Annotated in this window: 26 protein-coding genes; 7 read left to right on the plus strand and 19 right to left on the minus strand. The window is 68.4% G+C overall.

The window, feature by feature from the left end:
- Window positions 1-7 precede the first annotated feature (7 nt).
- The 8 genes from atpA to G7043_RS03435 all read right to left on the minus strand — a co-directional run bounded on the left by atpA (window position 8) and on the right by G7043_RS03435 (window position 6,803).
- Window positions 8-1,654, minus strand: coding sequence for a F0F1 ATP synthase subunit alpha (atpA, locus tag G7043_RS03400; RefSeq protein WP_166043725.1), 1,647 nt, complete (start codon window positions 1,652-1,654; stop codon window positions 8-10).
- A gap of 46 nt (window positions 1,655-1,700) precedes the next feature.
- A complete protein-coding gene (locus G7043_RS03405; protein WP_207310731.1) occupies window positions 1,701-2,534 on the minus strand; it encodes a F0F1 ATP synthase subunit delta in 834 nt (277 codons plus the stop codon).
- Window positions 2,535-2,537: 3 nt separating this feature from the next.
- Window positions 2,538-3,074: a F0F1 ATP synthase subunit B gene (locus G7043_RS03410; RefSeq protein ID WP_207310732.1), complete on the minus strand. Its 537-nt coding sequence runs from the start codon at window positions 3,072-3,074 to the stop codon at window positions 2,538-2,540.
- Between the two features lie 47 nt (window positions 3,075-3,121).
- Entirely contained in the window at window positions 3,122-3,379 is a 258-nt protein-coding gene (locus tag G7043_RS48010; protein WP_166043729.1) for an ATP F0F1 synthase subunit C, read from the minus strand.
- A gap of 64 nt (window positions 3,380-3,443) precedes the next feature.
- Window positions 3,444-4,220 carry a F0F1 ATP synthase subunit A gene (gene atpB / locus G7043_RS03420; RefSeq protein WP_166043731.1) on the minus strand — a complete coding sequence of 259 codons (777 nt, stop codon included), beginning with the start codon at window positions 4,218-4,220 and terminating at the stop codon, window positions 3,444-3,446.
- A 150-nt stretch (window positions 4,221-4,370) separates the two neighbouring features.
- A complete protein-coding gene (locus G7043_RS03425; protein WP_166043733.1) occupies window positions 4,371-4,817 on the minus strand; it encodes a hypothetical protein in 447 nt (148 codons plus the stop codon).
- Between the two features lie 111 nt (window positions 4,818-4,928).
- On the minus strand, window positions 4,929-6,068 hold the full coding sequence (locus tag G7043_RS03430) for a glycosyltransferase family 4 protein (RefSeq protein ID WP_166043735.1): 1,140 nt from the start codon (window positions 6,066-6,068) through the stop codon (window positions 4,929-4,931).
- 84 nt (window positions 6,069-6,152) lie between these two features.
- The gene (locus G7043_RS03435) at window positions 6,153-6,803 is read right to left on the minus strand and encodes an L-threonylcarbamoyladenylate synthase (RefSeq protein ID WP_166043737.1); all 651 of its coding nucleotides are present in this window, start codon (window positions 6,801-6,803) and stop codon (window positions 6,153-6,155) included.
- A 248-nt stretch (window positions 6,804-7,051) separates the two neighbouring features.
- Here G7043_RS03435 and G7043_RS49230 point away from each other — a divergent pair, with 248 nt between their 5' ends.
- The 6 genes from G7043_RS49230 to G7043_RS03465 all read left to right on the plus strand — a co-directional run bounded on the left by G7043_RS49230 (window position 7,052) and on the right by G7043_RS03465 (window position 11,075).
- On the plus strand, window positions 7,052-7,459 hold the full coding sequence (locus tag G7043_RS49230; protein ID WP_166043739.1) for a type VII secretion target: 408 nt from the start codon (window positions 7,052-7,054) through the stop codon (window positions 7,457-7,459).
- A complete protein-coding gene (locus G7043_RS03445; RefSeq protein WP_166043741.1) occupies window positions 7,456-7,995 on the plus strand; it encodes a DUF3558 family protein in 540 nt (179 codons plus the stop codon). The genes G7043_RS49230 and G7043_RS03445 overlap by 4 nt, the downstream gene beginning before the upstream one ends.
- 86 nt (window positions 7,996-8,081) lie before the next feature.
- Window positions 8,082-9,230 (plus strand): hypothetical protein, encoded by a 1,149-nt coding sequence (locus G7043_RS03450; protein WP_166043743.1) that lies wholly within the window; start codon window positions 8,082-8,084, stop codon window positions 9,228-9,230.
- Complete coding sequence (locus G7043_RS03455) at window positions 9,227-9,979, plus strand: ESX secretion-associated protein EspG (RefSeq protein WP_166043745.1); 753 nt, start codon at window positions 9,227-9,229, stop codon at window positions 9,977-9,979. Before G7043_RS03450 ends, G7043_RS03455 begins: the two co-directional genes overlap by 4 nt.
- Window positions 9,980-10,380: 401 nt before the next feature.
- On the plus strand, window positions 10,381-10,767 hold the full coding sequence (locus G7043_RS03460; RefSeq protein WP_166043747.1) for a hypothetical protein: 387 nt from the start codon (window positions 10,381-10,383) through the stop codon (window positions 10,765-10,767).
- Window positions 10,764-11,075, plus strand: a complete 312-nt coding sequence (locus G7043_RS03465; protein WP_166043749.1) for a hypothetical protein — start codon at window positions 10,764-10,766, stop codon at window positions 11,073-11,075. The genes G7043_RS03460 and G7043_RS03465 overlap by 4 nt, the downstream gene beginning before the upstream one ends.
- Here G7043_RS03465 and prmC read toward each other — a convergent pair.
- From prmC to rpmE, 5 genes are all read right to left on the minus strand, one after another.
- A complete protein-coding gene (prmC, locus tag G7043_RS03470; protein ID WP_166044917.1) occupies window positions 11,072-11,938 on the minus strand; it encodes a peptide chain release factor N(5)-glutamine methyltransferase in 867 nt (288 codons plus the stop codon). The genes G7043_RS03465 and prmC overlap by 4 nt on opposite strands.
- 18 nt (window positions 11,939-11,956) lie before the next feature.
- A complete protein-coding gene (gene lpdA / locus G7043_RS03475; protein ID WP_166043751.1) occupies window positions 11,957-13,342 on the minus strand; it encodes a dihydrolipoyl dehydrogenase in 1,386 nt (461 codons plus the stop codon).
- 9 nt (window positions 13,343-13,351) lie between these two features.
- On the minus strand, window positions 13,352-14,560 hold the full coding sequence (locus G7043_RS03480) for an acyl-CoA thioester hydrolase/BAAT C-terminal domain-containing protein (protein ID WP_166043753.1): 1,209 nt from the start codon (window positions 14,558-14,560) through the stop codon (window positions 13,352-13,354).
- Window positions 14,561-14,582: 22 nt separating this feature from the next.
- Window positions 14,583-15,647 (minus strand): peptide chain release factor 1, encoded by a 1,065-nt coding sequence (prfA, locus tag G7043_RS03485; RefSeq protein ID WP_166043755.1) that lies wholly within the window; start codon window positions 15,645-15,647, stop codon window positions 14,583-14,585.
- A gap of 88 nt (window positions 15,648-15,735) precedes the next feature.
- Entirely contained in the window at window positions 15,736-15,948 is a 213-nt protein-coding gene (rpmE, locus tag G7043_RS03490) for a 50S ribosomal protein L31 (RefSeq protein ID WP_166043757.1), read from the minus strand.
- Between the two features lie 279 nt (window positions 15,949-16,227).
- Here rpmE and G7043_RS03495 point away from each other — a divergent pair, with 279 nt between their 5' ends.
- Complete coding sequence (locus G7043_RS03495; protein ID WP_166043759.1) at window positions 16,228-16,590, plus strand: hypothetical protein; 363 nt, start codon at window positions 16,228-16,230, stop codon at window positions 16,588-16,590.
- 88 nt (window positions 16,591-16,678) lie between these two features.
- On the opposite strand, the gene rho is transcribed toward G7043_RS03495, so the two are convergent.
- The 6 genes from rho to argS form a co-directional block, all read right to left on the minus strand.
- Entirely contained in the window at window positions 16,679-18,685 is a 2,007-nt protein-coding gene (gene rho, locus G7043_RS03500; RefSeq protein WP_166043761.1) for a transcription termination factor Rho, read from the minus strand.
- Between the two features lie 322 nt (window positions 18,686-19,007).
- Entirely contained in the window at window positions 19,008-19,862 is an 855-nt protein-coding gene (gene thrB, locus G7043_RS03505; RefSeq protein ID WP_313887683.1) for a homoserine kinase, read from the minus strand.
- A complete protein-coding gene (gene thrC, locus G7043_RS03510) occupies window positions 19,859-20,914 on the minus strand; it encodes a threonine synthase (protein WP_166043766.1) in 1,056 nt (351 codons plus the stop codon). The genes thrB and thrC overlap by 4 nt, the downstream gene beginning before the upstream one ends.
- A complete protein-coding gene (locus tag G7043_RS03515; protein WP_166043768.1) occupies window positions 20,911-22,212 on the minus strand; it encodes a homoserine dehydrogenase in 1,302 nt (433 codons plus the stop codon). Before G7043_RS03515 ends, thrC begins: the two co-directional genes overlap by 4 nt.
- Window positions 22,209-23,627, minus strand: coding sequence for a diaminopimelate decarboxylase (lysA, locus tag G7043_RS03520; RefSeq protein WP_166043770.1), 1,419 nt, complete (start codon window positions 23,625-23,627; stop codon window positions 22,209-22,211). The genes G7043_RS03515 and lysA overlap by 4 nt, the downstream gene beginning before the upstream one ends.
- Window positions 23,627-25,255 (minus strand): arginine--tRNA ligase, encoded by a 1,629-nt coding sequence (gene argS / locus G7043_RS03525; protein WP_166043772.1) that lies wholly within the window; start codon window positions 25,253-25,255, stop codon window positions 23,627-23,629. Before argS ends, lysA begins: the two co-directional genes overlap by 1 nt.
- Between the last annotated feature and the right edge of the window lie 75 nt (window positions 25,256-25,330).

Raw genomic sequence — 25,330 nt, forward strand, 5'->3', positions numbered from 1 at the left:
GCTCAGATCACTTCTTGGTGGGCTCGGGCTTGTGGACCTTCACCGACTCCTGGCCGACCTTGTCGGCGTCGAGCGCCTTCTCGGGGGCCTCGTTGACGATCGTCGTGCCGTCCGAAGCGGTGAACTGCTTCTTGAACTCGGTCACGGCGGCGACAACGCGCTTCTGGGCGTCCTCGGGGAACTTCTTCGTCTCCACGATGCTGCCGAGCAGGTCAGCGTGGTTGCGACGGAGCGAGTCCTTGAAGTCCGCGACGAAGCGGCGGATGTCGGCGACGGGCACGTCGTCCAGGTGGCCCTTGGTCGCGGCGAAGATCTCGACGACCTGTTCCTCGACGGGGACCGGCGAGTACTGGCCCTGCTTGAGCAGCTCGACCAGACGGGCACCGCGGTCCAGCTGGGCGCGCGACGCGGCGTCGAGGTCGGACGCGAACGCGGAGAAGGCCTCCAGCTCGCGGAACTGCGACAGGTCGAGACGCAGCGAACCCGCGACGTCCTTCATCGCCTTGATCTGCGCGGCGCCACCGACGCGGGAGACGGAGATACCCACGTTGACGGCCGGGCGGACACCGGCGTTGAACAGGTCGGACTCGAGGAAGCACTGACCGTCGGTGATCGAGATGACGTTGGTCGGGATGTACGCCGACACGTCGTTCGCCTTGGTCTCGATGATCGGCAGACCCGTCATCGAACCGCCGCCGAGGTCGTCCGACAGCTTCGCGCAACGCTCGAGGAGACGCGAGTGCAAGTAGAAGACGTCGCCGGGGTAGGCCTCGCGGCCCGGCGGGCGGCGCAGCAGCAGCGAGATCGCGCGGTACGCCTCGGCCTGCTTGGTCAGGTCGTCGAAGATGATCAGGACGTGCTTGCCCTGGTACATCCAGTGCTGGCCGATGGCGGAGCCGGTGTACGGCGCCAGCCACTTGAAGCCGGCCGAGTCAGAAGCGGGGGCGGCGACGATCGTCGTGTACTCGAGTGCGCCCGCCTCCTCCAGCGCGGTCTTGACGCCCGCGATGGTGGAGCCCTTCTGGCCGATGGCGACGTAGACGCAGCGGACCTGCTGCTTCGGGTCGCCCGACTCCCAGGCCTTCTTCTGGTTGATGATCGTGTCGATGCAGACCGCGGTCTTGCCGGTCTTGCGGTCACCGATGATCAGCTGACGCTGACCGCGACCGATCGGGGTCATCGCGTCGATGGCCTTGATGCCGGTCTGCATCGGCTCGGACACCGGCTGACGCTGCAGCACGGACGCGGCCTGCAGCTCCAGGGCGCGGGTGTCGTCCGCGACGACGTCGCCGAGACCGTCGATCGGCTGACCCAGCGGGTTGACGACGCGACCGAGGAAGCCGTCGCCGACCGGCACGGACAGGACCTTGCCCGTCCGGCGGACCTCCTGGCCCTCTTCGATCTTGTCGAAGTCACCGAGGATGACCGCACCGATGTTGCGGACCTCGAGGTTCAGGGCGACGCCGAGGACGCCACCGGGGAACTCGAGCAGCTCGTTGGTCATCGTGCCCGGAAGGCCCTCGACGATGGCGATGCCGTCGTAGGTCTCGGAGACGGTACCGACCTCTTCCCGGCTGACCTCCGGGGAGTAGCTCGAGACGTACTTCTCGATCGCACTGCGGATCTCGTCCGACGAGATCGTCAGCTCCGCCATGTCGTTCCTGCTCTCACTTCTTCGTTCTTGGGAAAGGGCTCGGGGGCTAGCTGGCGAGATTGCGGCGCAGTGCCGCCAACCGGCCGGCGATGCTTCCGTCGATGATCTCGTCGCCGATCTTGATCTGGAGACCACCCGCGAGCGAGGCGTCCACCTCGACGTGCAGGGCGATCGGGCGCGAGTAGATCGTGGTCAGCGTCGCGGTCAAGCGGTCGACCTGCTCCGCGGTCAGCGCCACCGCGGACCGGACGTGCGCGACGGAACGCTGACGGCGCTTGGCCGCCAGGTCGGCGAGTTCGCCGAGACCGTTCGCGACGCGGAGACCGCGCGGGTGGCGGACCAGCTGGTCCACCAGCGTCTTGGTGACCGGGCTGACCTTTCCCTCGATGAGGGTGTCGACCAGCGCGACCTTGCCGTCGACAGCACCGGCGGGGTCACCCAGCAAGCGCTCGAGGTCGTGCGTACCCGCCACGATGCGGCCGAGCCGGAACAGCTCGTCCTCCACCGAGTCGAGCTGGCCGTCGCGCTCGGCACGCACCAGCAACGTGGTGCGGGCGAGCGACTCGATGCCGTCGACGAGCTCACGCGGGCTGGACCAGCGCGCGGTCACGACGGCGACCAGCACCTGCAGCGTCGCGTCGCTCACCTTGCCCTCGAACAGACCGCGGACGAGATGCTCGCGACCGGCGGGCTCCGACGAGGCGTCGGCGAGCGCGCGGCGCAGCGAAGGCTGCTCGATCACCAGACCCAGCACGGCGAAGAGCTCCTCGCCCAGCTTGGCGAGCTCGTCCGTCGACGTGGTGGCGTCGGCCAGCTCCAGCAGCCGCAGTTCCGCGGCTGCCAGAGCTTCACGACTAGCGGCATGCAACGTCATCGGCAGCCTCTACTTGCTCGCCGGCGCCGCGACGGCGTCCAGCTCGTTGAGGAAGCGGTCGACGGTGCCGCGGCGACGGGCCTCGTCCTCGAGGGACTCGCCCACGACCTTGCTCGCCAGTTCGACGGCGGTGCGACCGAGGTCGGCACGCAGCTCGGCGACGATCTGGGCGCGCTGCGCGTCCAGCTGGTGCTGGCCCTGCGCGACGATGCGGGCGGACTCGGCCTGCGCCTGCTCGCGCAGCTCCTCGATGATCTGCAGGCCCTCGGCCCGCGCGTCATCGCGGATGCGCGCGGCCTCGGCCCGAGCCTCGGCCAGCTGCTCCTTGTACTGCTCGAGCGTGCGCTGAGCCTCGGCCTGGGCCTGCTCCGCCTTCTCGATGCCACCCTCGATCTTGGCCGTCCGCTCCGCGTACAGCGCCTCGAATCGCGGCGACACGAACTTCTTGACGACGAAGAGCAGGAGCAGGAACGCGACCAGGCCGAGGATGATCTCCGCGGGGTGCGGAACGACCGGGTTGACCTTGGAGGGGTCCTCCGCGGCCATGATCAAGGCGTGGAACACGACGTCTCCTAACGCGTTGAAGGGTTAGGTCAGGCGCCGGTGCCGGCGGTGGCGATGAAGTAAACGACGAAGCCGATCAGCGCGAGAACCTCGACGATGGCGAAGGTGGTCCACGCGAGGCTGAGCAGGACGCCGCGGGCCTCGGGCTGGCGGGCGGTGCCGCTGATGACCGAGGAGAAGATCAGACCGACGCCGATGCCGGGGCCGATGGCGGCGAGGCCGTAACCGATGGCCGCAAGACCCGGGTTGATGTTGACGGCGTCCTGGGCGATCTGGAGAGCGCTCACTGTTGCTGTTCCCTTTCCAACTCGGTCCGCGAGAGTTCGCGGATCGGAGGCTTTGTGCTGTTTCTCAGTGCTCTTCTGCCAGCGCCATGCCGATGTAGCTGGCAGACAGCAGCGCGAAGATGTAGGCCTGCAGGCACATGATCAGTGCCTCCAGGAAGGTCAGCGCGATGGCGAAGGCGAAGGACACCGGCGCCACGATGACGGTCAGTCCGCCATTGAGCAGCAGGAACTCACCGGCCAGGGTGAACACCAGCAGCAGGAGGTGACCCGCGAACATGGCCGCGAAAACTCGGATCGCCAGCGTGAGCGGGTTCAGGATGAACTTCTGGAAGAACTCGATCGGAATCAGCAGCGGGAGCACGAACCACGGCGCGCCCGGCGGAATCGTCTGGTGCTTCAAGTAGCCCACGAAGCCGTGCCGCTTGAACCCGACGAAGTGGTACACCGGGTAAACGACGAGCAACGAAACGGCGAGCGGGAAGCCGATGTGCGACATCGTCGGGAACTGGATGACCGGGATGAGCCCGAACAGGTTGTTCACCAGGACGAACGTGAAGATCGTGAGGATCAGCGGGATGAAGGGCTTGAAGTCCTTCGCACCGATCTGCTCCCGGGCGATGTTGTTGCGCCCGAAGTCGTAAACCGACTCGGCGGCGAACTGGAACTTGCCGGGGATCAGCTTCATGTTGCGGGTGGCCGCGATGAAGAAGGCTCCGATGATCACGATCGACAGCACCAGCAGGACCATCGGCTTCGTGACCGAGCCGAAGATCGGCGGGAGGAAGAAGTCCTTCACACCGGGAGCGACGAACTCGCCCCCCGAAGCCAGCAACTTGGTCACTGTGTTCCTTCCGGTTCTCCCGGCCGGCGTTCACTCCGCCGGGGGAATCGTCACGATCTGGACTTAACGTACCTTACGGTTCGCAAGCGACTACCAGAGGCACCCCTGCGATCGGGTGTCCCTGGTCTGCGCGGACCATATCAGCAGGTCTCAGGTGCCTTCGGAGGCGGGGACCACCATCTGACTACGGCTGCGCTTGGAGGCTCTCGCCTCCAGGAACGAGGTCACGAGCACCGTAGCCACCAGGGTGATTCCCAGTGCCTTGGGTTCGAGCCACGACTGGTTGCGCAGCAAGATCACCGCGAGCAGCAGCACGAGCAACTTGCCGGTGAATCCACCAAGAGCGGCGACCATCACGAACATCGGATCAAGCGCCGCCGTCTTGCGCATCAACAACAGCGTGACGAGGCTCGAACCGATGGCGATCGCACCACCGATCAATGATCCGTTGAGACCAGCGGTCCCCCAGATCACGGTTGACACGACGACGCCGAGGACAAACGTGCCGAGCGCGGCCCACGCGGCCCCGCGGAACATTTCCCCGGCGAGTCGCTGGACGACCAGCTCGTGCGTGACGGCCTTGTCCGCGTCGCTCATGTCCCGAAGTGTAGGAAGTCGCATTGCGGCGCCTGCGGGCAGCCCTCGTTAACGACGGTTAAGCGGCCCCAAACAAGACGCCGCGCCAATTCCCGGCCGCAGCGCGTCTTCCTAGGACTTGCGCGCTTCCCTGAGCCGCGGGATCACCGACACCACGAACGTCACGATCAACCCGATGACGAAGCACGTGGCCACGATGACCGGGTCGAACAACGTGAGCGCCACGGCACCGAACGCCAGCACGCCGGCCCACAAGTAGATGAGCAGCACGGCGCGGCGCTGCGAGTGGCCGATCTCCAGCAACCGGTGGTGCAGGTGCATCTTGTCCGGTGAGAACGGGCTCTCGCCGCGGCGCGTGCGGCGGATGATGGCCATCAGCAGGTCGAGCAGCGGCACGAACAGCACCGCGGCGACGACGATCAGCGGGGAGAGCAGACCGAGCAGGTCGGCCGCGCTGCCGGTGGCCTGGTTGATCTTGCCCGACGCGCTGGTCGTGGCGGCGGCGAGCATGAGGCCGATCAGCATCGAGCCAGAGTCGCCCATGAAGATGCGCGCGGGGTTGAAGTTGTGCGGCAGGAAGCCCAGACACGCGCCGGCGAGTGCGGCGGCGATCAGCGCGGGCGGGTAGGCCTCGACCGCGCCCTGGCGTTCGACGAGCAGGCCGATCGAGAACGCGCAGGTGGCCGCGGCGGCGATGAGCCCGATGCCGGCGGCCAGGCCGTCGAGGCCGTCGACGAAGTTCATCGCGTTGATCATCGTGACCGCGAGCAGCACGGTCAGCAACGCGCCCTGGTTCTGGTCGAGCGAGATGGTCGCGCCGCCGTCCCACGGCACCCACGCGATCATCCACTGCAGACCGAACAGCACGAGGATGCCCGCCGCCGTGACCTGGCCCGCGAGCTTGGTGAGCGAGTCGAGCTCGAACCTGTCGTCGATCGCGCCCACGAGCACGATGACGCCGCCCGCGACGATGACGCCCCACGGGTCGTTGGAGAAGTCGAACGCCGTCCGCAGCACGGGCAACTGGTGCGCCACGAACATGCCGCACAGCACACCGCCGTAGATGGCAACGCCACCCATGCGCGGCATCGGCTGCACGTGCACGTCGCGTTGCCGCGGATAAGCCACCGCACCGAGCTTGAACGCCATCGCGCGCACCAGACCGACGAGCAGGAACGTCACGACGGCGGCGATCAACGCGACGAGCAGGTACTCGCGCACGGGAAGGACGAACGAGGATGCGGGCCCCACGGGCCTACCAATCAATCGGGAGCGATTCGGGGGTGCTCACCACGGTACGCCCGCGGCGACATGATCAATTCTGGCAGCCACGCGTCACCGCGCGACGTCGACCTCGATGCCGAGCACCTCGTTGACCTCTTCCTTGCTGACCGCGCCCTCACGCAGGATCAACGCGTCCGGCCCCGTGAGGTCGACGATGGTCGAGGCGATGTTCTCGCCGCTCAACCCACCGTCGAGGTACACCGGCACCGCGTCGCCGAGCTGGTCCCGCGCCTCCTGCGCACTGGACGCCGGCGCGTGCCCCGTCTTGTTCGCGCTGGACACGGCCATCGGACCGACATCGCGCAGGAGTTCAAGCGCCACCGGATGCAACGGCATGCGCAGCATCACCGTGCCGCGCGTCTGCCCCAGATCCCAGGCGAGGCTCGGCGCGTGCGGCAACACGATGCTCAGCCCACCGGGCCAGAACGCCTCGATGAGCGCCCGCGCCTGCCGGGGCACGCTCAGCACCAGTCCGTCGATGGTGGTCCAGGACCCGACCAGCACCGGCACCGGCATGTCCGGCCCGCGCCCCTTGGCGTCGAGCAGACTCCGGACGGCCTCCGCGTCGAACGCGTCGCAGCCGATCCCGTAAACCGTGTCGGTGGGCAGGACGACAAGCCGCCCGCTCCGCACCGCACCGGCCGCGGCGGCAAGTCCAGCCGCGCGGTTGCTCGGTTCGCTGCAGTCGTAAACCGTGCTCACCTCGGTGAGCCTAGCCAGCCACCCCGACGGGGTGACGCAAGGCCCGTGTTAGTCACTCAGCGTCTTCAGCAGCTGAGCTTTCGTTCTCACTTAGCGCGTTCATCGCTCGCCTGACCAGGCACTGTTTCGCCCCGAACAGGTTGAGTAGTTCAACTCATCCCCCAAATGGGCGCACCACGGTAAGGTCATGTGTCGACCACAGAGCGCAATCGGGGGAGGGTCGAACTTCTGTGTCAGAAGAAGCGCTGGTGACGAGCGGCAAGACCGGCGGCGCGTGGAACGACATCTTCGGGGGCGGCCTCGCCGCGATCGTCGAAGCGAGCAAGACTGTCGCCGCTGCGGTGGAGACGCAGGCGCTGTCCGTCGATCCACACCTGGTCGACACCATGATCAAGAAGCTGACCGCGATGAAGGACGTGCTCGACGAAGTCCAGCAGAGCGCCTTGGACCTCAGCGCGGACACCAAGCTCGGCGGCGGTTACGCCGAGCAGATCAGCCAGGGCAACCGGACTTTCGGCAGAGCGGCCCAGCAGACGCTCAAGGACGTTCACAAGGCGATCGACGATCTGAAGACGCAGATCGAGAAGAGCCGCGCCACCTACCAAAACACGGACCAGACCCACGCCGACGCACTCAAGAAACTCAACGGGACATGATGAAGCGCATCCTCATCGCCACGACGATCGGCCTCGCGGCCCTCACCGCCGGATGCACCGGCACCACGGGGACCGCCACTCCGACGCCGACGAACAGTGGTTCAACGCCCACCAGCGGCTCCGACTCGGCGTCGGGCCTCGAAGCGATCAAGCCGTGCGACCTGCTCACCGAAGCCGATGTCAAGACCCTGGGCCTCACATACCCCGGTAAAGCCTCGCAGGTCGGCACTTCGGACGGGTGCGCCTGGAACATCAGCGGCAACGGAGGCGTTCGCGCCGGCGTCCGCACGAAATCCGGTGTCAGTGATCTGAACCTCGACGGAGACAAGATCACGGACACCAAGGTCGGCAAGTTCGACGCGAAGAAGGTCGAGGCACAGGACGGCGCCAAAAACGCTTGCACCATCGCAATCGCAGTCAGCGAGTCGTCGTCCGTTCTGGTGATCTCAAACCTTTCGCTCAGCTCTGAGGACACTGCCGCCGCCTGCGATCGGGCCTCAAAGGCCGCCGACTTGATTGCGTCCAAACTGCCGTAGCGACGCCTGGGGGGATTCTTATGGCGCCCATCAAGCCCACCGTTCCGCATCCGAGTGCGAACTACCCGGGCCAACCGCATGAACAGATGCAGAAGCTGGTCACCGAGAAGTACGACCCGAACGCGGCGAACCAGGTGATCGACGCCTGGGGCCAGCTCGGTAACCGGTTCAAAGAGCTGGCCACCGACTTCAGCATCCTGGTGAACGGCTCACAAGCCGGGTGGACGGGCAAGGCCGCCGATGCGGTTCGGGTGGCGCTCGGCAAGGTGGGGACGTTCGCGGACAACACCGGTGAAGGCTTCACGCGTACCTCGAACGCCATCGCGCAGCAGCGGGACGCGGCGGTTCAAGCGAACAAGAGCATGCCTGCCCCGGTCGAGTTCAATCCGATGAAGATCGCCGGTGACTGGCTCACCAACAAGGGCGGCTTCGTCAGTCCTGTGATGATGGTGGGCGCTCCAGTCGAGATGATCTCCACCTACAACCGGCAGCAGGGCGCCAAAGAAGAAGCTGTCCAGGTCATGCAGACGCGGGACAACACGATGATGGCCGCGGCGATGTCCATGCCCGCCATGGAGTCCACGCCGCAGGTCACGCAGGACCAGGGCGTCACGCAGACCAGCAGCAGCACGAGCTCGCACAGCCTGAGCAACGTCAACGCCAACCAGCGGTTCTCCAACAACACCGGCATGCCGTCGACGCCGCCTGGCAGCAACAACGGCACGACCAACCCGGCGTGGGTGGCACCGCAGGCCAAGGACCCGAACCTGCCCGGCAACTTCGACCCGAACCGGCGCGGCGATCAGAACCGTCCGGGCTTTCCCGGCCCCGGCGGGTTCCCGCCGGGTCGACTGCCGGGCGGTAGTGGCCAGGGCAGGCCTCCCGGCGGCGGTGGCGGCATGCGCCAAGGCGGTCCTGGTGGGGGCGGCGGGCGCGGCATGGGCGCCGGCGGTATGGGCGGACCGGGCGCGGCTGGGCGTGGCATGGGCAGCTTCGGGCCGGCGACTCCGGGCGGCGGCGCGGGCGTCGCAACACCCGGCGGTGGGCCGGGCGCGGCGGGCGCGGGTGCCGGCGGTCGTCAGGGTGCGGCAGGCGCGGCGGGTGCCGGGGCAGGCGCCGGTGGCCAGGGTGGTCAGGGTGCGGAGGACAAGGAACACAAGTCGAACTACCTCGTGCCGACTGACGAGTTCTTCGACGACGATCGCATGGTCGCGCCGCCGGTGATCGGCGGATGAAGCAGATCGCCCAGCTCTCCCTGCCCGCGTTCGAGGTCCTCTGGGAGGACCTGCGGGCGGGGAGCGTTCCCTATCCCCTCGACGTCAGCCAGCACGGCGAGACGCTCGACGAACGCGCGCGCATCAAGGCTGCCGTGCACGCCGACCTCGAACGGAGGGGGCTGGCGCGGCGGGGCAGGCCGGAGCCGGACCTCGAGGACGCGCTGAACCTGTTGGCACGGCCCGAGTTGCGCGTCATCGCGATGTGCCTGCCGGACGTCAGTCAGGAGCGGGTCATCCGCGCCACCGTGGTCGCCCGCGGTGGATATGCGGTGCTGGTGACGCAGGAGGAAGCGAGCATCACGCTGAAGCTGGTGCAGGCCAACGAGATCGCCACCAGCATCGCCAACGTGATGCCACCGGGCCGCCCCGGTCCCGGCAAGCCGGTGACGGTGCCCGCGCAGGCCTTCGAGGCCCAGCCGCAGCAACAGGAAGGCTTCCGCCAGGCCGTCCGGACGACGCAGAACGACGACGTCCGCCTGGCCAGGCAGATGCTGACCGGGCCCGCCCTGGGCAACGGGCACTTCCTGGTCTCACTGGAGCGCGGACGGTCCAAAAAGGACTTCCCGCCGGTCACCTGGATCGACACCAGAGCGGGCCGCTACGCGAACGTGCCGACGCGCGCCGGTTGGTTCACCATCGGCCCGGCGGACAACACGGGGCTGGCACGGCACCTCGGCCAGGTGCTGGCGATGACGAGCGAGCGCTAGGACCTCGATACAGGCCCTAGGCACACACGCGGTCGCGCGCGAGGCGGCGGATCCTCGTAGCGCGCGACCGCGTGCCCTCCCCGCCTGGAAACTTACGACCGTTTGGCCCCAATGCGACGAAACGTCGTGTTATTGGCCAGGTTTTGTCAACTCCGCCCACGACTCCACGACTCGCAAGCCGCTGCGCAGCGCGGTGAGGCGCCGGGCGTCCGAGAAGGCCGTCAGCTGCCCTCGTTCGGCGCATTGACAATTCGCAATTCATCCACCTTTGTACTCGTTCTGAGCAGAACCGACTATTGTGCCAGCATCACCGGAAAATGCGTGTTGTTCGTTGTCTGATCACGTCCCTGACCAGCACAAACAAAGAGTGCTTGAATCAATGACAGAAAGTGGACAGGACAATGTCAACTCCCGCCGCGGCGACGGGAAGCGATTCTCCGAAGTCACGCGCCGACACAACCGGCTTCCGCTGCGGAGCCGCACACCGCGACGAGGAGTTCGCGGACTCCGCCAACGCGCTGCGCTTCGTCAGGAGCGCGATGCCGCTCGCGGCGTGGCTGTTGCTCGGCAAACGCCCGCAGCAGGTCTCGTCGCACGTGCGAGCGCCGCTCGTGCCCGGCACGGTCGCGGGCAGGATCGCGCTGGTCTTCGCGCCGCACAAGCTCATCGACGAGCTCTGCACGAGCGACAGGTACAGCAGGTTCTACTACGAGAAGTACGGGCCGAGCAGCAGCGGCGGCGCGCCGCCGGCCGCGACCAGAGTCAGCACTGCCGAGGAAAACCGATGAGCAAACGGAACTTCGAGCTCCAGGGACCGGCGATCGGCACCAGCGGACGCGCCAGAGCCGGGAGCGTCCACATCGGACACATTCAGGACGTCGCCGCCGTGTTGCGGCTCCTCGACGAACTGCGCGAGGACCTCAACGAGGCCAAGGCGCCGACATCGACCATCGAGACCCTCGACGACCTGCGGGTGGAAGCGCGCAAACCCCGGCCCAGCAAGGACGTCACGACACACCTGATGGACAGGCTGGCCGATCGCGGTCTCGGCGAACAGATGAAGGACCTGACGAAGGCCTTCGACGCGCTCTTCTAACCGACCCTGCGGGCGGTGGCGAACCGCGGCCGTCCCGCCAGATCTGCGTGATCAGCGACGTCCGTGAGCACCCGGCGCGCCGACAGGAGCGCCGGCACGGACTCGCCCTGCGTGTCGTCGTGCTCGATCCCGACCGATCCGCCCGGCTTGAGCCACCGCGCGGCCGCCGACACGACGTGCCGGATCACGTCCAGGCCGTCCGCGCCGGAGAAGACCGCGTGGTGCGGATCGTGCACCCCGACCTCGGGCTGCACGGGAGTTCCCTCTGGCACGTAAGGCGGATTGCACACCACGAGGTCCACCTGACCGTCCAGATCGGACAGCAGCGAAGGATCCGTGGCGTCACCCGAGTGCAACCGGATCGGGGTGTCCCCCGCCGCGATGCGCGTCTCGGCGTTGCGCCGCGTCCACGCCAGCGCCTGAGGGTCGATCTCGACCGCGTGCACCACCGCGTCCGGCCGGGCCTGAGCGATCGACAACGCCAGCGCGCCCGTGCCCGTGCACAGATCCACGACAACGGGTGAGGAAACGCCGACGAGCGCCTTCAGGCCCCACTCCATCAGCAGCTCGGTCTCCGGCCGCGGCACGAACACACCGGGCCCGACCTCGACCGAGATCGCCCCCATCGGCGCCCAGCCGAGGATGTGCTGCAACGGGATGCGCGAGGCCCGCGTGCGCACGAGCTTGTGCAGCTGGTCGATCACCGGCGGATCGACCAGCGGGATGAGCGGCAGCCGCCCGCGTTCCACGCCGAGCACGTGCGCGGCCAGGTACTCCGCGTCGACGCGCGGACTGTCCACCCCCGCCTCGGCGAGGATCTTGGCCGCCTCGGAGATGGCGAGACGGAGCGGCTGCCGGTTCATCATCGAAGAGAAGCTATCTCAGAAGTTGATCATGTGCCCGGCCAGGCCGTGCACTGCTTCCTTGACGGCCTCGGACAGCGTCGGGTGCGCGTGCACGTTGCGCGCGACCTCGTGCACCGTGAGGTCCCACTGCTGCGCCAGCGTGAGCTCGGGCAGCAGCTCGGTGGCCTCGGGGCCGATGATGTGACCGCCGAGCAGCTCGCCGTGCGTGCCGTCGCTGATCAGCTTCACGAAGCCGCCGGGGTCGGCGAGGCCGTGCGCCTTGCCGTTCGCGGTGAACGGGAACTTCGCGACCTGGACGTCGAAGCCCTTCTCGCGGGCCTGCGCCTCGGTGTAGCCGAACGACGCGATCTGCGGCTGGCAGAACGTCGCCCGCGGGATCATCACGTAGTCGAGCTCCATCGTCTCGGCACCCGCGATGGTCTCCGCGGCGATGATGCCCATCGACTCGGCGGTGTGCGCGAGCATCAGCTTCGCGGTGACGTCACCGATGGCGAAGATGTGCGGCACGGACGTGCGGCCGCGGCCGTCGATGTCGATCGCGCCGCGGTCGGTCAGCTTCACGCCGGTGCTCTCGAGGCCGTAGCCCTCGACGCGCGGCACGAAACCGATGGCCTGCATGACCTTGTCGGCCTCCAGGACTTCCTCGGCACCGTTCTTCGACACGGTGACGCGGACCTTGGGGCCGGACTCGTCGATCGACTCGACGCGGGTGCCGACGCGCACGTCGACGCCCATCTTCTTGTAGCGCTTGAGCAGCTCGGCGGACACCTCGGCGTCCTCGAGCGGCACCATCCGGTCGAGGAACTCGACGATGGTGACCTTCACGCCGTAGTTGTGCATGACGTAGGCGAACTCGACGCCGATCGCGCCCGCACCGGCGATGATGATCGACTCGGGCAGGTCCTCGGTCATGATCTGCTCTTCGTAGGTCACGACGCGGTCGGACTTCTGCGTGCCCGGCAGCATCCGGGTCGTGGCGCCCACGGCGATGATCGCGTGGCCGAAGGTGATCGTCTCGTCCCCGACGGTCAGCGTGTGGTCGTCGGTGAAGTTGGCCCACCCGTTGTACTCGGTGATGCCGTTCTTCTTCATGAGGAAGTGCACGCCCTTGACGCGCCCGTCCGCGACCTTGCGGCTGCGCTGCCACGCCTGGCCGTAGTCGAAGCTCACGGTGCCGTCGACCTTGATGCCGAACGTCTTCTGCTCGTGCGTGAAGATGTGCGCCAGCTCAGCGTTGCGCAGCAACGCCTTCGACGGGATGCAGCCGACGTTCAGGCAAACGCCGCCCCAGTACTTCTCCTCGACGATGGCGGTCTTCAGCCCGAGCTGAGCCGCACGGATCGCGGCGACGTACCCGCCGGGACCCGCACCCACGACCACGACATCAAAGTGTGCGCTCATGAGCACACCCTAGGTCCCGAGCTGCTCCTGCAAGAACTCAACCGTCCGTTTCCAGGCGTTCGCCCGCGCATGCGCTGTGGCGTGCGGAACACCACCACCCGAGAAGGTGACGCCGGGCCCCGGATAGGTCACCTCGGTGGCCGGCCGGTGCGGCGGGCCCGCGATCAGGTGTCCTGCCTCGGGATACACGACGTGCTCGAACGGGAACGGGTGCTCGTGGTCCTTCAACCGCCGCAGCGCGACCTCGCTCAGCTCGGCGGACGGCCACCCGTCGTCGTGCCCGGACGAGATGAGCAACACACCCCCGACGATGTTCTCGACCCGGATCTCGGTGTCCTCGGGGATGCCGTCGCTCAGGTCGAACGCGAGTTTCAACGGCACCGGTTCGTCGTTGACGATCTTGGCGCGCAGCTCGTCGCTCACGTAGTAGGGCAGGTACGGCAGCGGCTCGCCCTTGAACGTCCACGACGCGGCTTCGTGCGAGAGCTTCTGCAGCAGGTTCGCGCCCGGCCCGATCGCCTGGGTGACCACGCCGCTGCCGACGACGCTCACGACCGCCCTGACCTCCGAGAACGTCGCGCCGACCAGGAGCGCCAGCTCACCGCCGCGCGAACCACCGATCACGCCGATCTCGCCCGCGCGTTCGGCCAGGAAGTCGATCGCGGTGCCGAAGTACTCCAGCGGGACGTCTTCGAGGTGCTTCGGGAGGCCCTTCATGCCGAAGTAGCCGAGCGCGAACGTCACGAACCCGTGCGCGGCCAGCAAAGCGGCGTCCGACTCGTGCAGGCCGCCCTCGGAGCCGCCGAGGACGATGACGCCCGGCAACTCGGCTCCGTCGTCCTCAGGGGCGAACAGGGTGCCCACCAGGCCGTTCTCGCGGACCTCGACCCGCACGACGCCCTCGGGCACCGTCAGCCGCTCGAGGACGCGGTCACCGACGCCCTCCACCGACAGGCACATCGGCGCCGGCTTCCCGCCGGTGCGTTCCAGCGACCAGAACAACCCCATCGGGTCGACACCGTGATAGCTGCCCTCAACCGGAGCATGCCTGGTCAGATCGACGACACCGCGGTCGTCAGCGGTGAAGACGCCACGGGACGCACGATCGCCCGTCGAGAGCTGAACCGTGATCGGCTGGCCGGGTTTCAGGCCGACGACGACGATGTCGACCGGTTGGTCGAGGGGCGCCACCTGTGGGTTCACCAGGATCTCGGCCACAACGCGCCCCTCTCACGTCGGATTACCCGCCTGCGAGCCGTTCTGCCCGGTCAGCGGCGGCCAGTGCGTCCACCACCGCGTCCAGGTCACCGTCGAGCACCTGGTCCAGGTTATGCGCTTTGTACCCAACCCGGTGATCGGAAATTCGCGATTCGGGGAAGTTGTAGGTCCGCACCCGTTCACTGCGGTCGACCGTCCGGATCTGGGTGCGCCGGGCGTCGCTCTGCTCCTGCGCCTTCTGCTCCTCGGCGAGCGCCACCAGGCGGCTCTGGAGGACCTGCATGGCGCGGGCCTTGTTCTGCAGCTGGCTGCGCTCGTTCTGGCACGACGTGACGATGCCGGTGGGCAGGTGCGTGATGCGGACCGCGGAGTCGGTGGTGTTGACCGACTGGCCGCCTTTGCCGCTGCTCCGGTAGACGTCGATGCGCAGGTCTTTTTCGTCGATCTCGATCTCGGTCGTTTCCTCGGTCTCGGGGAACACGAGGACGCCCGCCGCGGACGTGTGGATGCGGCCCTGGCTCTCCGTGACGGGCACGCGCTGGACGCGGTGCACGCCGCCCTCCCACTTGAGCCGGCTCCAGACGCCGTCCGGCGTGGCGCTCTTGGCCTTGATGGCGACCGTGACGTCCTTGAACCCGCCGAGGTCGGAGTCGGTGCCGTCGAGCATCTCGACCTTCCAGCCCTGCCGCTCGGCATACCGCGTGTACATGCGCAGCAGGTCGCCGGCGAACAGCGCGGACTCCTCGCCGCCCTCGCCCGACTTGATCTCCAGCAGCACGTCGTCGCCGTCGTGCGGGTCGCGCGGCAGCAGGAGTTCGGTGAGCTTCTCCTCCAGCTTGGGGAGCTGCTCCTCGAGCTGGTCGACCTCTTCCTGGAACGTCCTGTCCTCGGCCGCGAGCTCCTTGGCGGCCTCGAGGTCGTTCTTGACCTGCTCGATCTCCCGCGCAGTCTTCACGATCGGCCCGAGCGCGGCGTACCGCTTGCCGAGCTTGCGCGCCCCCGCCTGGTCGGCGTGCACGCCGGGGTCGGCGAGCTTCTTCTCGAGCTCGTCGTACTCGGCGAGCAGGCTGTCCAGCGACTGCGACACGGTGTTCGGCTCCCTGCTTGTGGGTCGTGTGAACGGCAACGGCGCCTGACCTCGGCAGATTTGCCGAGGTCAGGCGCCGTGAAAGCAGCTACTTGTTGCGCTTGCCGTAACGCGCCTCGAAGCGCGCGACGCGACCGCCGGTGTCCAGGATGCGCTGCTTGCCCGTGTAGAACGGGTGGCAGTTCGAGCACATCTCGACGCGAACCTCGGACGCCGCCGTGGTGCTGCGCGTGGTGAAGGCGTTGCCGCAGCTGCACGTCACCTCGGTGACGGTGTACTCCGGGTGGATTCCAGTCTTCAAGATCTTGTCCCTTTCAGAGGATGGCCGCCGGGTCCCACGCTGTGCTGGGTGAACCGGAGCCGGACTCGACCGTTTAGTTTGCCAGACCCTTCAACACGTGCAAAAACGCGGTTGTTCCCGCGGGTGCCGCACGGGCGTTCGCGTGGCTGAAGTCACAACCGCTTAACCTCCGCGATACGCCGTTCGGCGCAAGGTGAGGCCGTTCGGCCACATACGGCTCCGTGTTGTTGGTCGCTGTCCATCAGACTGTGTGCCGTGTTCTGCACCACCGAACGAGCGATGAGCCTTCGCGTGTGGCTCGCCGTGCCGTTCCTGTTCTCTTTCGCCGTGTTCGGCCTGATGGGGTCGGCAGGGCTGATCACCGCTTCCTGGACCACCGTGCCGTTGTCACCGGCGGTGTGCGGGGCCGGCGTGGCTGTTGCCGCCGCGGTGTCCAGCGGGGTGCGGTGGAGTCGGCCCTGGCAGCGGGTGTGGCTGCGGTGGTCGTACCTCGGCGGCCTGCTGGCGCTCGGCGTGCTGGTGGGCGCCGTGGAGGTGCCCGCGCTGGCCACCACCGTCGTGGGAATACCGGTGCTGCTGGGCCTGGTGTTCCAGTGCCTGGTGCAGACCGACGAGAGTCGGTCGGCGTCCGACTGCCGCTGACCGCACGCTGGCGTTCGAGTGAACAGACGCGAAAAGACCCCCGGTGACCTGCACCGGGGGTCTTTTCACGTGAAACTTGCGCGAGCGATCAGTCCTGCTCGGCGCCCGGCGTCGTCTTCGCCACCTGCATCAGGAACTCGATGTTGGTGCGCGACTTGCGGAGCCGGTCGAGCAGCAGGTCGATGGCCTGCTGGCCGTCCAGGGCGTGCAGCACGCGGCGGAGCTTGTGCGTGACCGCCATCTCGTCCGGGGAGAGCAGGAGCTCTTCCTTACGAGTACCCGACGAGTCGACGTCCACAGCCGGGAACGTGCGCTTGTCGGCGATCTTGCGGTCGAGCTTGAGCTCGGCGTTGCCGGTGCCCTTGAACTCCTCGAAGATGACCGAGTCACCGGCGGAACCGGTCTCGACCAGCGCCGTTGCGATCACCGTGAGGGAGCCGCCGCCCTCGATGTTGCGGGCGGCACCCAGGAAGCGCTTCGGCGGGTAGAGCGCCGTGGAGTCGACACCACCGGACAGGATTCGGCCGGAGGCCGGGGCTGCCAGGTTGTAGGCGCGGCCCAGGCGGGTGATCGAGTCCAGCAGCACGACCACGTCGTGGCCCATTTCCACCAGGCGCTTCGCCCGCTCGATCGCGAGCTCGGAGATGGTGGTGTGGTCCGACGGCGGGCGGTCGAAGGTCGAGGCGATGACCTCGCCCTTCACCGAGCGCTGCATGTCGGTGACCTCTTCCGGACGCTCGTCCACCAGGACGACCATCAGGTGGCACTCGGGGTTGTTCTTGGTGATCGCGTTCGCGATCGACTGCAGAACAGAGGTCTTGCCGGCCTTCGGCGGCGACACGATCAGGGCGCGCTGGCCCTTGCCGATCGGCATCACCAGGTCGATGACGCGGGTGGTGAGGATATGCGGCTCGGTCTCCAGGCGCAGACGCTCGTTCGGGTAGAGCGGCGTCAGCTTGGTGAAGTCCGGGCGGTTGCGCGCCTCTTCCGGGTCCAGGCCGTTGATCTTGTCGACGCGGACCAGCGGGTTGAACTTCTGGCGCTGCTGCTCACCGTCGCGCGGCTGGCGGACGGCGCCGGTGATGGCGTCACCGCGGCGCAGGCCGTACTTGCGGACCAGCGAGAGCGAGACGTAGACGTCGTTCGAGCCGGCCAGGTAGCCGGAGGTGCGGACGAACGCGTAGTTCTCCAGCACGTCCAGGATGCCCGCGACGGGGAGCAGGACGTCGTCCTCGCGCACCTCGGTCTCGCGGTCCTGACGCTCGCCGCCCTCGTTGCGGCCGCCACGACGGCGACGGTCGCGGAAGCGGCCACGACGGCCATCGCCGTCGTCGTCGCCCTGCGGGCCGCCACCCTGGCGGTCGTTGCGGTCACCGCGGTCGTTGCGGTCACCACGGTCGCGGTTGCGGTCACGGCCGCCCCGGTCACCGCGGTCGCCGCGCTCGTTGCGGTCGCCACGGTCCTGGCGCTCGGGACGCTCACCGCGCTCCTGACGCTCGCCGCGGTCGGGCCGCTCACCGCGGTCCGGACGCTCGGCGCGCTCAGGACGCTCGGAGCGCTCAGTGCGCTCCGCACGCGGCTGCTGCTCCTGCTGCGGCTGGCCCTCGCCCGCGTCGGCGTTGCCGCCGCCACGGCCGGAACGGCGGCGACGGTTTCCACGGCGCCCACCGTCCTCGGAGGAGCGGCCGCCGTCGTCGGCAGCGATGGGCTCGGCGGCGGCCGGCTTGTCGGCTACCTCGAGCTGCTGCTGAACAGGCTTTTCAACGGCCTTTTCGACCACTTTGGCAGCGGCCGGCTTCTCAGCGGGCGCCTTCGCGGTGGCCTTCTCGGCTTTCGCGGGCTTCTCCGCTTTGGCAGGGGCACCGGCGCCCTGCTTCTCCTTGATGGCCGCGATCAGGTCGCCCTTGCGCAGGCCTGCGGTTCCGGTGATGCCCAGCTGGCCGGCGAGCTCACGAAGCTCAGCGAGCACCATGCCGGACAGACCCGCGCGGCGGCGCGGCGTCGTGCCGTTCGAAGGGGTGGACAGAGCGTTCTCCTCGGCTCCAGAACCAGATGCAGCTGCGACGTCGCTGCTCAGCAAATCGGTGTTGCTCACACATGTCCTTCCTGACCAGGCCCCGCCTCCTACGCGGCCCAGCGGACCCGTCTTCCCGCTTCAACTGGGGAACGACGGTCAAGTCCGATGCAGACGGAAGCACACACCGCTTCCGGCAAGCACGGGACTTTTCTCAGGTCACACGGCGATCGGGTGCCTCTTTTGCGTCCGCCCCGCCCGCACGGCACAGAGCCGGAACACAAAAGGATTGCGACTCGGAACGAGTGTCCGAGCGCGACACCGGCGCCCGTGCGCGCGGTGACTGATCGCCCCCGAGGGTAGACGCCGGTCCCCCGGCATGCAACAACCGGGGTCGGGCGTGTCAGTCCAATGGCCGAACGCGCACCCCGGCGGTGTCGACGTCGAGTCTCCGCACGTCGAAGCCGTGCACGTCGACCTCGGCCGGGATCTCGCCGAACGCGATCACGGTGGGTCCCGCTCCGCTCACGCAGGCGGGAACACCGAGCTTGCGAAGATCGTTGATCACCCGAACGGTGTCGGGCCACGCGGGCTCGCGGTAGTTCTGGTGGAGGCGATCCTCAGTCGCAGCAAGGAGAACGGCCGGATCCGACGTCAGCGCGTGCACCGCCAGGGCGGCCCGTCCCGCGGCGTGCGCGGCGTCCGCGTGGGGCACTTCGGCCGGAAGCAGGCCGCGGGTGGTCTTGGTGGACGACTCCTGCGACGGGATCAGCACGACCGGGCGCACCCGTGCGTCGGGCTCCATCCGGACGGCGCGGTACCGCTCTCCTTCCGACCACGCAACGACAACGCCGCCGAACAGCGAGGCCGCCGCGTTGTCCGCGTGACCTTCGAACTCGGCAGCGATTTGCAACGCGTCCGTGTCCAACTCGCGACCCGTCAGGGTGAATCCGGCTACGACACCCGCCACGATCGCGGCGGCCGACGAGCCCAGCCCGCGTGCGTGCGGAATGGTGTTGCGGCAGCGCAGGGCGAGCCCACCGGTGTACCCGGTGGCGCGGACGGCCCGCACGACGAGATGGGTCTCGTCGAGCGGGACCTCACCCGATCCGGCACCTTCCACGACGATCGAGAGGCCGTCGGCACCGTCGCCGCCGGCCACCTCGACGTCGTCGTACATCCCGAGCGCCATGCCCAGCGCGTCGAACCCCGAACCGAGGTTCGCGGTCGACGCGGGGACGGAGACGAGGAACTTCACGCGAGCTCCAGGGCGTGCGCGACCGCGCCGGGGTCGACCGGCACCGGTTCGACCTCGGTGACGCCGAGCAACGCGGTGTCGGGGTCCTTCAGACCGTGACCGGTGACGGTGCACACGACCGTCGACCCCTTCGGCAGCCGCCCGTCCTCGGCGGTCATCAGCAGACCGGCGATGGACGCGGCCGACGCCGGCTCCACGAAGATGCCCTCGCTGCCCGCGAGCAGGCGGTACGCCGCGAGGATCTGGTCGTCGGTGACCGCGTCGATCAGGCCGCCGGACTCGTCGCGAGCCGTGATCGCACCGGTCCACGACGCCGGGCTGCCGACCCGGATCGCGGTCGCGATGGTCTCCGGGTTCGTCACCGGCACGCCGGACACGAGCGGCGCCGCGCCCGCTGCCTGGAAGCCGTACATCTTCGGCAGGCCCTGCTCGTACGCCTTGTAGCCCTGCCAGTACGCGGTGATGTTGCCGGCGTTGCCGACCGGCAGGCAGTGGAAGTCCGGCGCCTGGCCGAGCACGTCGCAGATCTCCCACGCCGCGGTCCGCTGGCCGATCAGCCGCACCGGGTTGACCGAGTTCACCAGCGTCACCGGGTACTCGGCGGCGGTCTTGGACGCGAGTTCCAGGCAGTCGTCGAAGTTGCCATCGATCTGCAGGATCTTCGCGCCGTGCATGACGGCCTGTGCGAGCTTGCCCATCGCGATCTTGCCGCTCGGCACCAGCACCGCGGCGGTCAGACCGGCCTTGGCCGCGTAGGCGGCGGCGGACGCCGAGGTGTTGCCGGTGGAGGCGCAGATGACCGCCTTGATGCCGGACGCGAGCGCGTACGTCATAGCGACCGTCATGCCGCGGTCCTTGAACGAGCCGGTCGGGTTCGCACCCTCGACCTTCACGTAGACCTCGGAACCGGTCAGCGCCGACAACCGCTTCGCGTGCACCAGCGGCGTGCCGCCCTCGTGCAGCGTCACGATCTCCGCGCCCTCGGGGATCTCGATCCGGTCGCGGTACGCGTGGATCAGACCGGGCCAGCCCGCCTTCGCAGCGCCGCTCATTCTTCGCCCTCCACCCTCATCACGCTGACGACGTCCCGCACCACGGGGAGGCCACCGATTTTGTCCACAGTGGACCGCAGCGCGGCGTCGGTCGCCGCGTGCGTGACGATCACCAGGCTGGCGTCCTCGACGCGGCCTTCCTGGCGGACCGCGGCGATGCTCACGTCGTGCTCGGCGAACACCGCGGCGACCTGTGAGAGGACACCGGGCTTGTCCGCCACGTCGAGGCTGATGTGGTAGCGCGTGGGCGTGTTCCCCATGGGCTGCGCGGGAAGCGCGGCGTAGGCCGACTCGCGCGGACCACGTCCGCTCGCGACCTGGTTGCGCGCCACGGCGACCAGGTCGCCGAGCACCGCGCTCGCCGTCGGGGCGCCACCGGCACCCTGCCCGTAGAACATCATCTCCCCCGCCGCGTCGGCCTCGACGAACACCGCGTTGAACGCACCGTTGACGCTGGCCAGCGGATGCGTCCTGGGGATCATGGCCGGGTGCACTCGAACGGCGACTGACTCCTGGCCGGACGGGCTCACCACGCGTTCGCAGATCGCGAGCAGCTTCACGGTGCGCCCGAGCCCCTTGGCCGCCGCGATGTCCGCGGCGGACACCGAACGGATGCCCTCGCGGTACACGTCCGATGCCGTCACGCGCGTGTGGAACGCAAGGGACGCAAGGATTGCGGCCTTCGACGCGGCGTCGAACCCGTCGACGTCCGCGGTCGGGTCCGCCTCGGCGTAACCGAGACGCGAGGCTTCTTCGAGCGTCTCGGCGTAGCCCGCGCCCGTGGCGTCCATCGCGGACAGGATGAAGTTCGTCGTGCCGTTCACGATGCCCATGACGCGCGTGATCCGGTCTCCCGCAAGGGATTCCCGCAACGGGCGGAGCAACGGGATCGCGCCGGCGACGGCGGCCTCGAAGTAGAGGTCCGCACCGGACGCGTCGGCGGCTTCGAACAGGTCCGAACCGTGCTCGGCGAGCAGAGCCTTGTTCGCCGTCACGACGGACTTCCCGTTGCGCAGCGCCTCCAGCAGCAAGCCGCGCGTCGGGTCGATGCCACCGATGACCTCGACGATCACGTCCACGTCGTCCGACTTCACGAGCGCCTCGGCGTCCGTGGTGAGCAGGTGCTCCGGCACCTCGCGGTGCTTGTTCGGCCTGCGCACGGCGATGCCCGCGAGCTCAACCGGCGCGCCGACGCGCTGGGTGAGGTCCTCGGCCTGGTCCGTCAGCAGCCGGACTACCTCCGTGCCCACCGTGCCACAGCCGAGCAAGGCGACCCGAATCGGTTTCACGGCTTTCATACCTCCAGACGGAACAGGTCGTCCTCGGTCTCACGACGCAGCAGCAGCCGCGCCTCTCCATCGGTCACCGCGGCAAGCGCGGGCCGTGGAAGTCGGTTGTACCCGCTCGCCATCGAGTAGCAGTAGGCCCCTGTGGCAGCGATCGCAACCAGGTCTCCCGGCGCGAGGTCGTCCGGCAGCCAGCAGTCGCGCACCACGATGTCACCGGACTCGCAGTGCTTGCCCACCACACGACACAGCACGGCCCTCGACTCGGGCTCGGACGCGCGCGAGACGAGCTTGCAGTCGTAGACCGCGTCGTAGAGCGCCGTGCGGATGTTGTCGCTCATCCCGCCGTCGACGCTGACGTACCGGCGCCGCGCGCCACCGTCCAGCTCGACGTCCTTGATGGTGCCGACCTCGTACACGGTGATGGTGCCGGGGCCGACGATCGCGCGGCCGGGCTCGACCGCGATGCGAGGCATCTCCAAGCCGTTGTGCTCGCACTCCTTCTGCACGATGTTGTGCAGTTGGCGCGCCAGCTCGGCGGGCGGGGGCGGGTCGTCGTCCGGCGTGTAGGCGATGCCGAGGCCGCCACCGAGGTCGACGACGGTCAGCGAGTCGATCTCGCCGTGCTCCTTGCGGACGTCCGCGAGCAGGCCGATGACGCGGCGGGCCGCGACCTCGAAGCCGGACGCGTCGAAGATCTGCGAGCCGATGTGGCTGTGCAGGCCGACGAGCTTGAGGCCGGTCGCCTTGAGCACGCGGCGCACGGCCTCGGCCGCGTCGCCGGAGGACAGCGAGAAGCCGAACTTCTGGTCCTCGTGCGCGGTCGCGATGAACTCGTGCGTGTGCGCCTCGACGCCGACCGTCACGCGGATCAGCACCGGCTGCACCACACCGCGTTCGCGCGCGATCTGGTCGAGGCGCGCGATCTCGTGGTACGAGTCGAGCACGATCCCGCCGACGCCGGCTTCGACGGCCGCGACGAGTTCGGGAACGCTCTTGTTGTTGCCGTGCAACGCGATGCGCTCGGCGGGGAAGTCCGCTTTGAGGGCGATCGCGAGTTCACCGCCGCTGCAGACGTCGATCGAGAGGCCTTCTTCGGCCACCCACTTCGCGACCTGGACGCTCAGGAACGCCTTGGAGGCGTAGTGCACGAGCGTCGGGTCGCCGAACGCCTCGGCGTGCTCGCGGCAGCGGGCGCGGAAGTCCTGCTCGTCCATGACGAACAACGGGGTGCCGTACTGCTCGGCGAGCCCGCGCACGTCCACGCCCGCGAGTTCGACGACGCCCGCGTCGTTGCGAGAGGCGTTGCGCGGCCAGACGGCCGGGTGCAGGAAGTCGAGCTGGTCCGCGGTGGAAGGGCGGTCGCCGGCGGTGTTGCCGGGGACCATCACGTCGGCGTGCCGGGGTCCGGCCGGGTGCGCGCGCATCACATGCGCTCCGGGGCGCTCACGCCGAGCAGGCCGAGGCCCGCGGCGAAGACACGCCTGGTCGCGTTGACGAGCTGAAGCCTGACCTGGTGCAACGGAGTCGTCTCCTCATCACCGCGTGGCAACACGCGGCAGTCCTGCTGGAAGCGGTGGTACGTGCCCGCGAGCTCTTCGAGGTAGCGAGCGACGCGGTGCGGTTCCCGGAGCTCGGCGGCGGTGGCCACCACCCTGGGGAACTCGCCGATGGTGCGGATGAGGTCGCCCTCGCGCTCGTGGGTGAGCAGCGCGAAGTCCTCACCTGGGGTGATGCCGAGGTCGGCGGCGTTGCGGAGGATCGACGACGTGCGCGCGTGGGCGTACTGCACGTAGTAGACCGGGTTGTCGTTGCTGTGTTTGCGCAGCAGGTCGAGGTCGATGTCGAGGCTGGAATCGACGCTCGACCGGATCATGGCGTAGCGGGCGGCGTCCACCCCGACGGCGTCGACCAGGTCTTCCATGGTGATGACGGTGCCCGCCCGCTTGCTCATCCGCACGGGCTGGCCGCCGCTGACGAGGTTCACGAGCTGGCCGATCAGCACTTCGACGCGGTCCGGGTCGTCTCCCAGCGCGGCCGCCGCGGCCTTGAGGCGCGCGATGTAGCCGTGGTGATCGGCACCGAGCATGTAGATGCACAGGTCGAAGCCGCGGCCGCGCTTGTCGACGAGGTACGCGATGTCCCCGGCGATGTAGGCCGGGTTGCCGTCGCTCTTGATGACGACGCGGTCCTTGTCGTCACCGAAGTCCGTGGACCGCAGCCACCAGGCGCCGTCCTTCTCGTACAGCGAGCCGTTCGCCTTGAGCTTGGCCACGGCCTCGTCCACCCGGCCGCTCTGGTGCAGCGAGTCCTCGTGGAAGTAGACGTCGAAGTCGGTGCCGAAGTCGTGCAGGCTGCGCTTGATCTCCTCGAACATCAGCCCGACGCCGACCTCGCGCACAGTTTCCGGGTCGGCGAGCGCGCCCGGTTCGCGGCGCAGCACCTCCGCCGCGATGTCGCTCACGTAGGTGCCCGCGTAGCCGTCCTCGGGGGCCGGCTCGCCCTTCGCGGCGGCGATCAGCGACCGGACGAACCGGTCGATCTGCGCGCCCGCGTCGTTGAAGTAGTACTCGCGGGTGACCTCGCCGCCGCGGGCCTGGAGGATCCGGCCGAGCGCGTCACCGACGGCCGCCCAGCGCGCGCCGCCCAGGTGGATGGGGCCGGTCGGGTTCGCGGAGACGAACTCCAGGTTGATCCTGGTGCCGGCGAGCTCGGTGCCGGTGCCGTAGCCGGCCTTCAGCGCGTCCTCGACGATCGCGCCCTGGGCCTCGGTCGCGATGGTCAGGTTGATGAAGCCCGGACCGGCGACGTCGGCCTTGGCGATGGCGGACTGGGCCCGCAGCGCCTCGACGAGCCACGTGGCGAGATCGCGCGGGGCGACGCCGACCTTCTTGGCGAGCTGGAGCGCGATGTTCGTGGCGTAGTCGCCGTGCTCGGGGTTCCTGGGTCGCTCGACCGTCACCTGCTGTGGGGCAGCGGTGGTGTCCAAGCCTCGGTCGGCCAGCAACTGGGCAACCGAAGTCCGGACCAGATCGGCGAGCGCTTCAGGGGTCACGACGTATGAGTTTAGAGAAGCGTTGTCGCAGGTCTCGACCGGGTTACCGGGTCTCGGAGGGTGAGACGGCAAGTG

Origin of the sequence: Lentzea alba (assembly GCF_011067745.1) — a bacterium.
Classification (GTDB): Bacteria; Actinomycetota; Actinomycetes; order Mycobacteriales; family Pseudonocardiaceae; genus Lentzea; species Lentzea alba.

Excerpts from the sequence above, each read along its gene's own strand:
- atpA (WP_166043725.1), bottom strand. The coding sequence starts at position 1,654 with ATGGCGGAGCTGACGATCTCGTCGGACGAGATCCGCAGTGCGATCGAG.
- G7043_RS03410 (WP_207310732.1), bottom strand. The coding sequence starts at position 3,074 with ATGGCCGCGGAGGACCCCTCCAAGGTCAACCCGGTCGTTCCGCACCCC.
- G7043_RS03425 (WP_166043733.1), bottom strand. The coding sequence starts at position 4,817 with ATGAGCGACGCGGACAAGGCCGTCACGCACGAGCTGGTCGTCCAGCGA.
- G7043_RS03445 (WP_166043741.1), top strand. The coding sequence starts at position 7,456 with ATGATGAAGCGCATCCTCATCGCCACGACGATCGGCCTCGCGGCCCTC.
- G7043_RS03450 (WP_166043743.1), top strand. The coding sequence starts at position 8,082 with ATGCAGAAGCTGGTCACCGAGAAGTACGACCCGAACGCGGCGAACCAG.
- G7043_RS03455 (WP_166043745.1), top strand. The coding sequence starts at position 9,227 with ATGAAGCAGATCGCCCAGCTCTCCCTGCCCGCGTTCGAGGTCCTCTGG.
- G7043_RS03460 (WP_166043747.1), top strand. The coding sequence starts at position 10,381 with ATGTCAACTCCCGCCGCGGCGACGGGAAGCGATTCTCCGAAGTCACGC.
- G7043_RS03465 (WP_166043749.1), top strand. The coding sequence starts at position 10,764 with ATGAGCAAACGGAACTTCGAGCTCCAGGGACCGGCGATCGGCACCAGC.
- prmC (WP_166044917.1), bottom strand. The coding sequence starts at position 11,938 with ATGAACCGGCAGCCGCTCCGTCTCGCCATCTCCGAGGCGGCCAAGATC.
- lpdA (WP_166043751.1), bottom strand. The coding sequence starts at position 13,342 with ATGAGCGCACACTTTGATGTCGTGGTCGTGGGTGCGGGTCCCGGCGGG.
- G7043_RS03495 (WP_166043759.1), top strand. The coding sequence starts at position 16,228 with ATGAGCCTTCGCGTGTGGCTCGCCGTGCCGTTCCTGTTCTCTTTCGCC.
- thrC (WP_166043766.1), bottom strand. The coding sequence starts at position 20,914 with ATGAGCGGCGCTGCGAAGGCGGGCTGGCCCGGTCTGATCCACGCGTAC.
- G7043_RS03515 (WP_166043768.1), bottom strand. The coding sequence starts at position 22,212 with ATGAAAGCCGTGAAACCGATTCGGGTCGCCTTGCTCGGCTGTGGCACG.
- lysA (WP_166043770.1), bottom strand. The coding sequence starts at position 23,627 with ATGCGCGCGCACCCGGCCGGACCCCGGCACGCCGACGTGATGGTCCCC.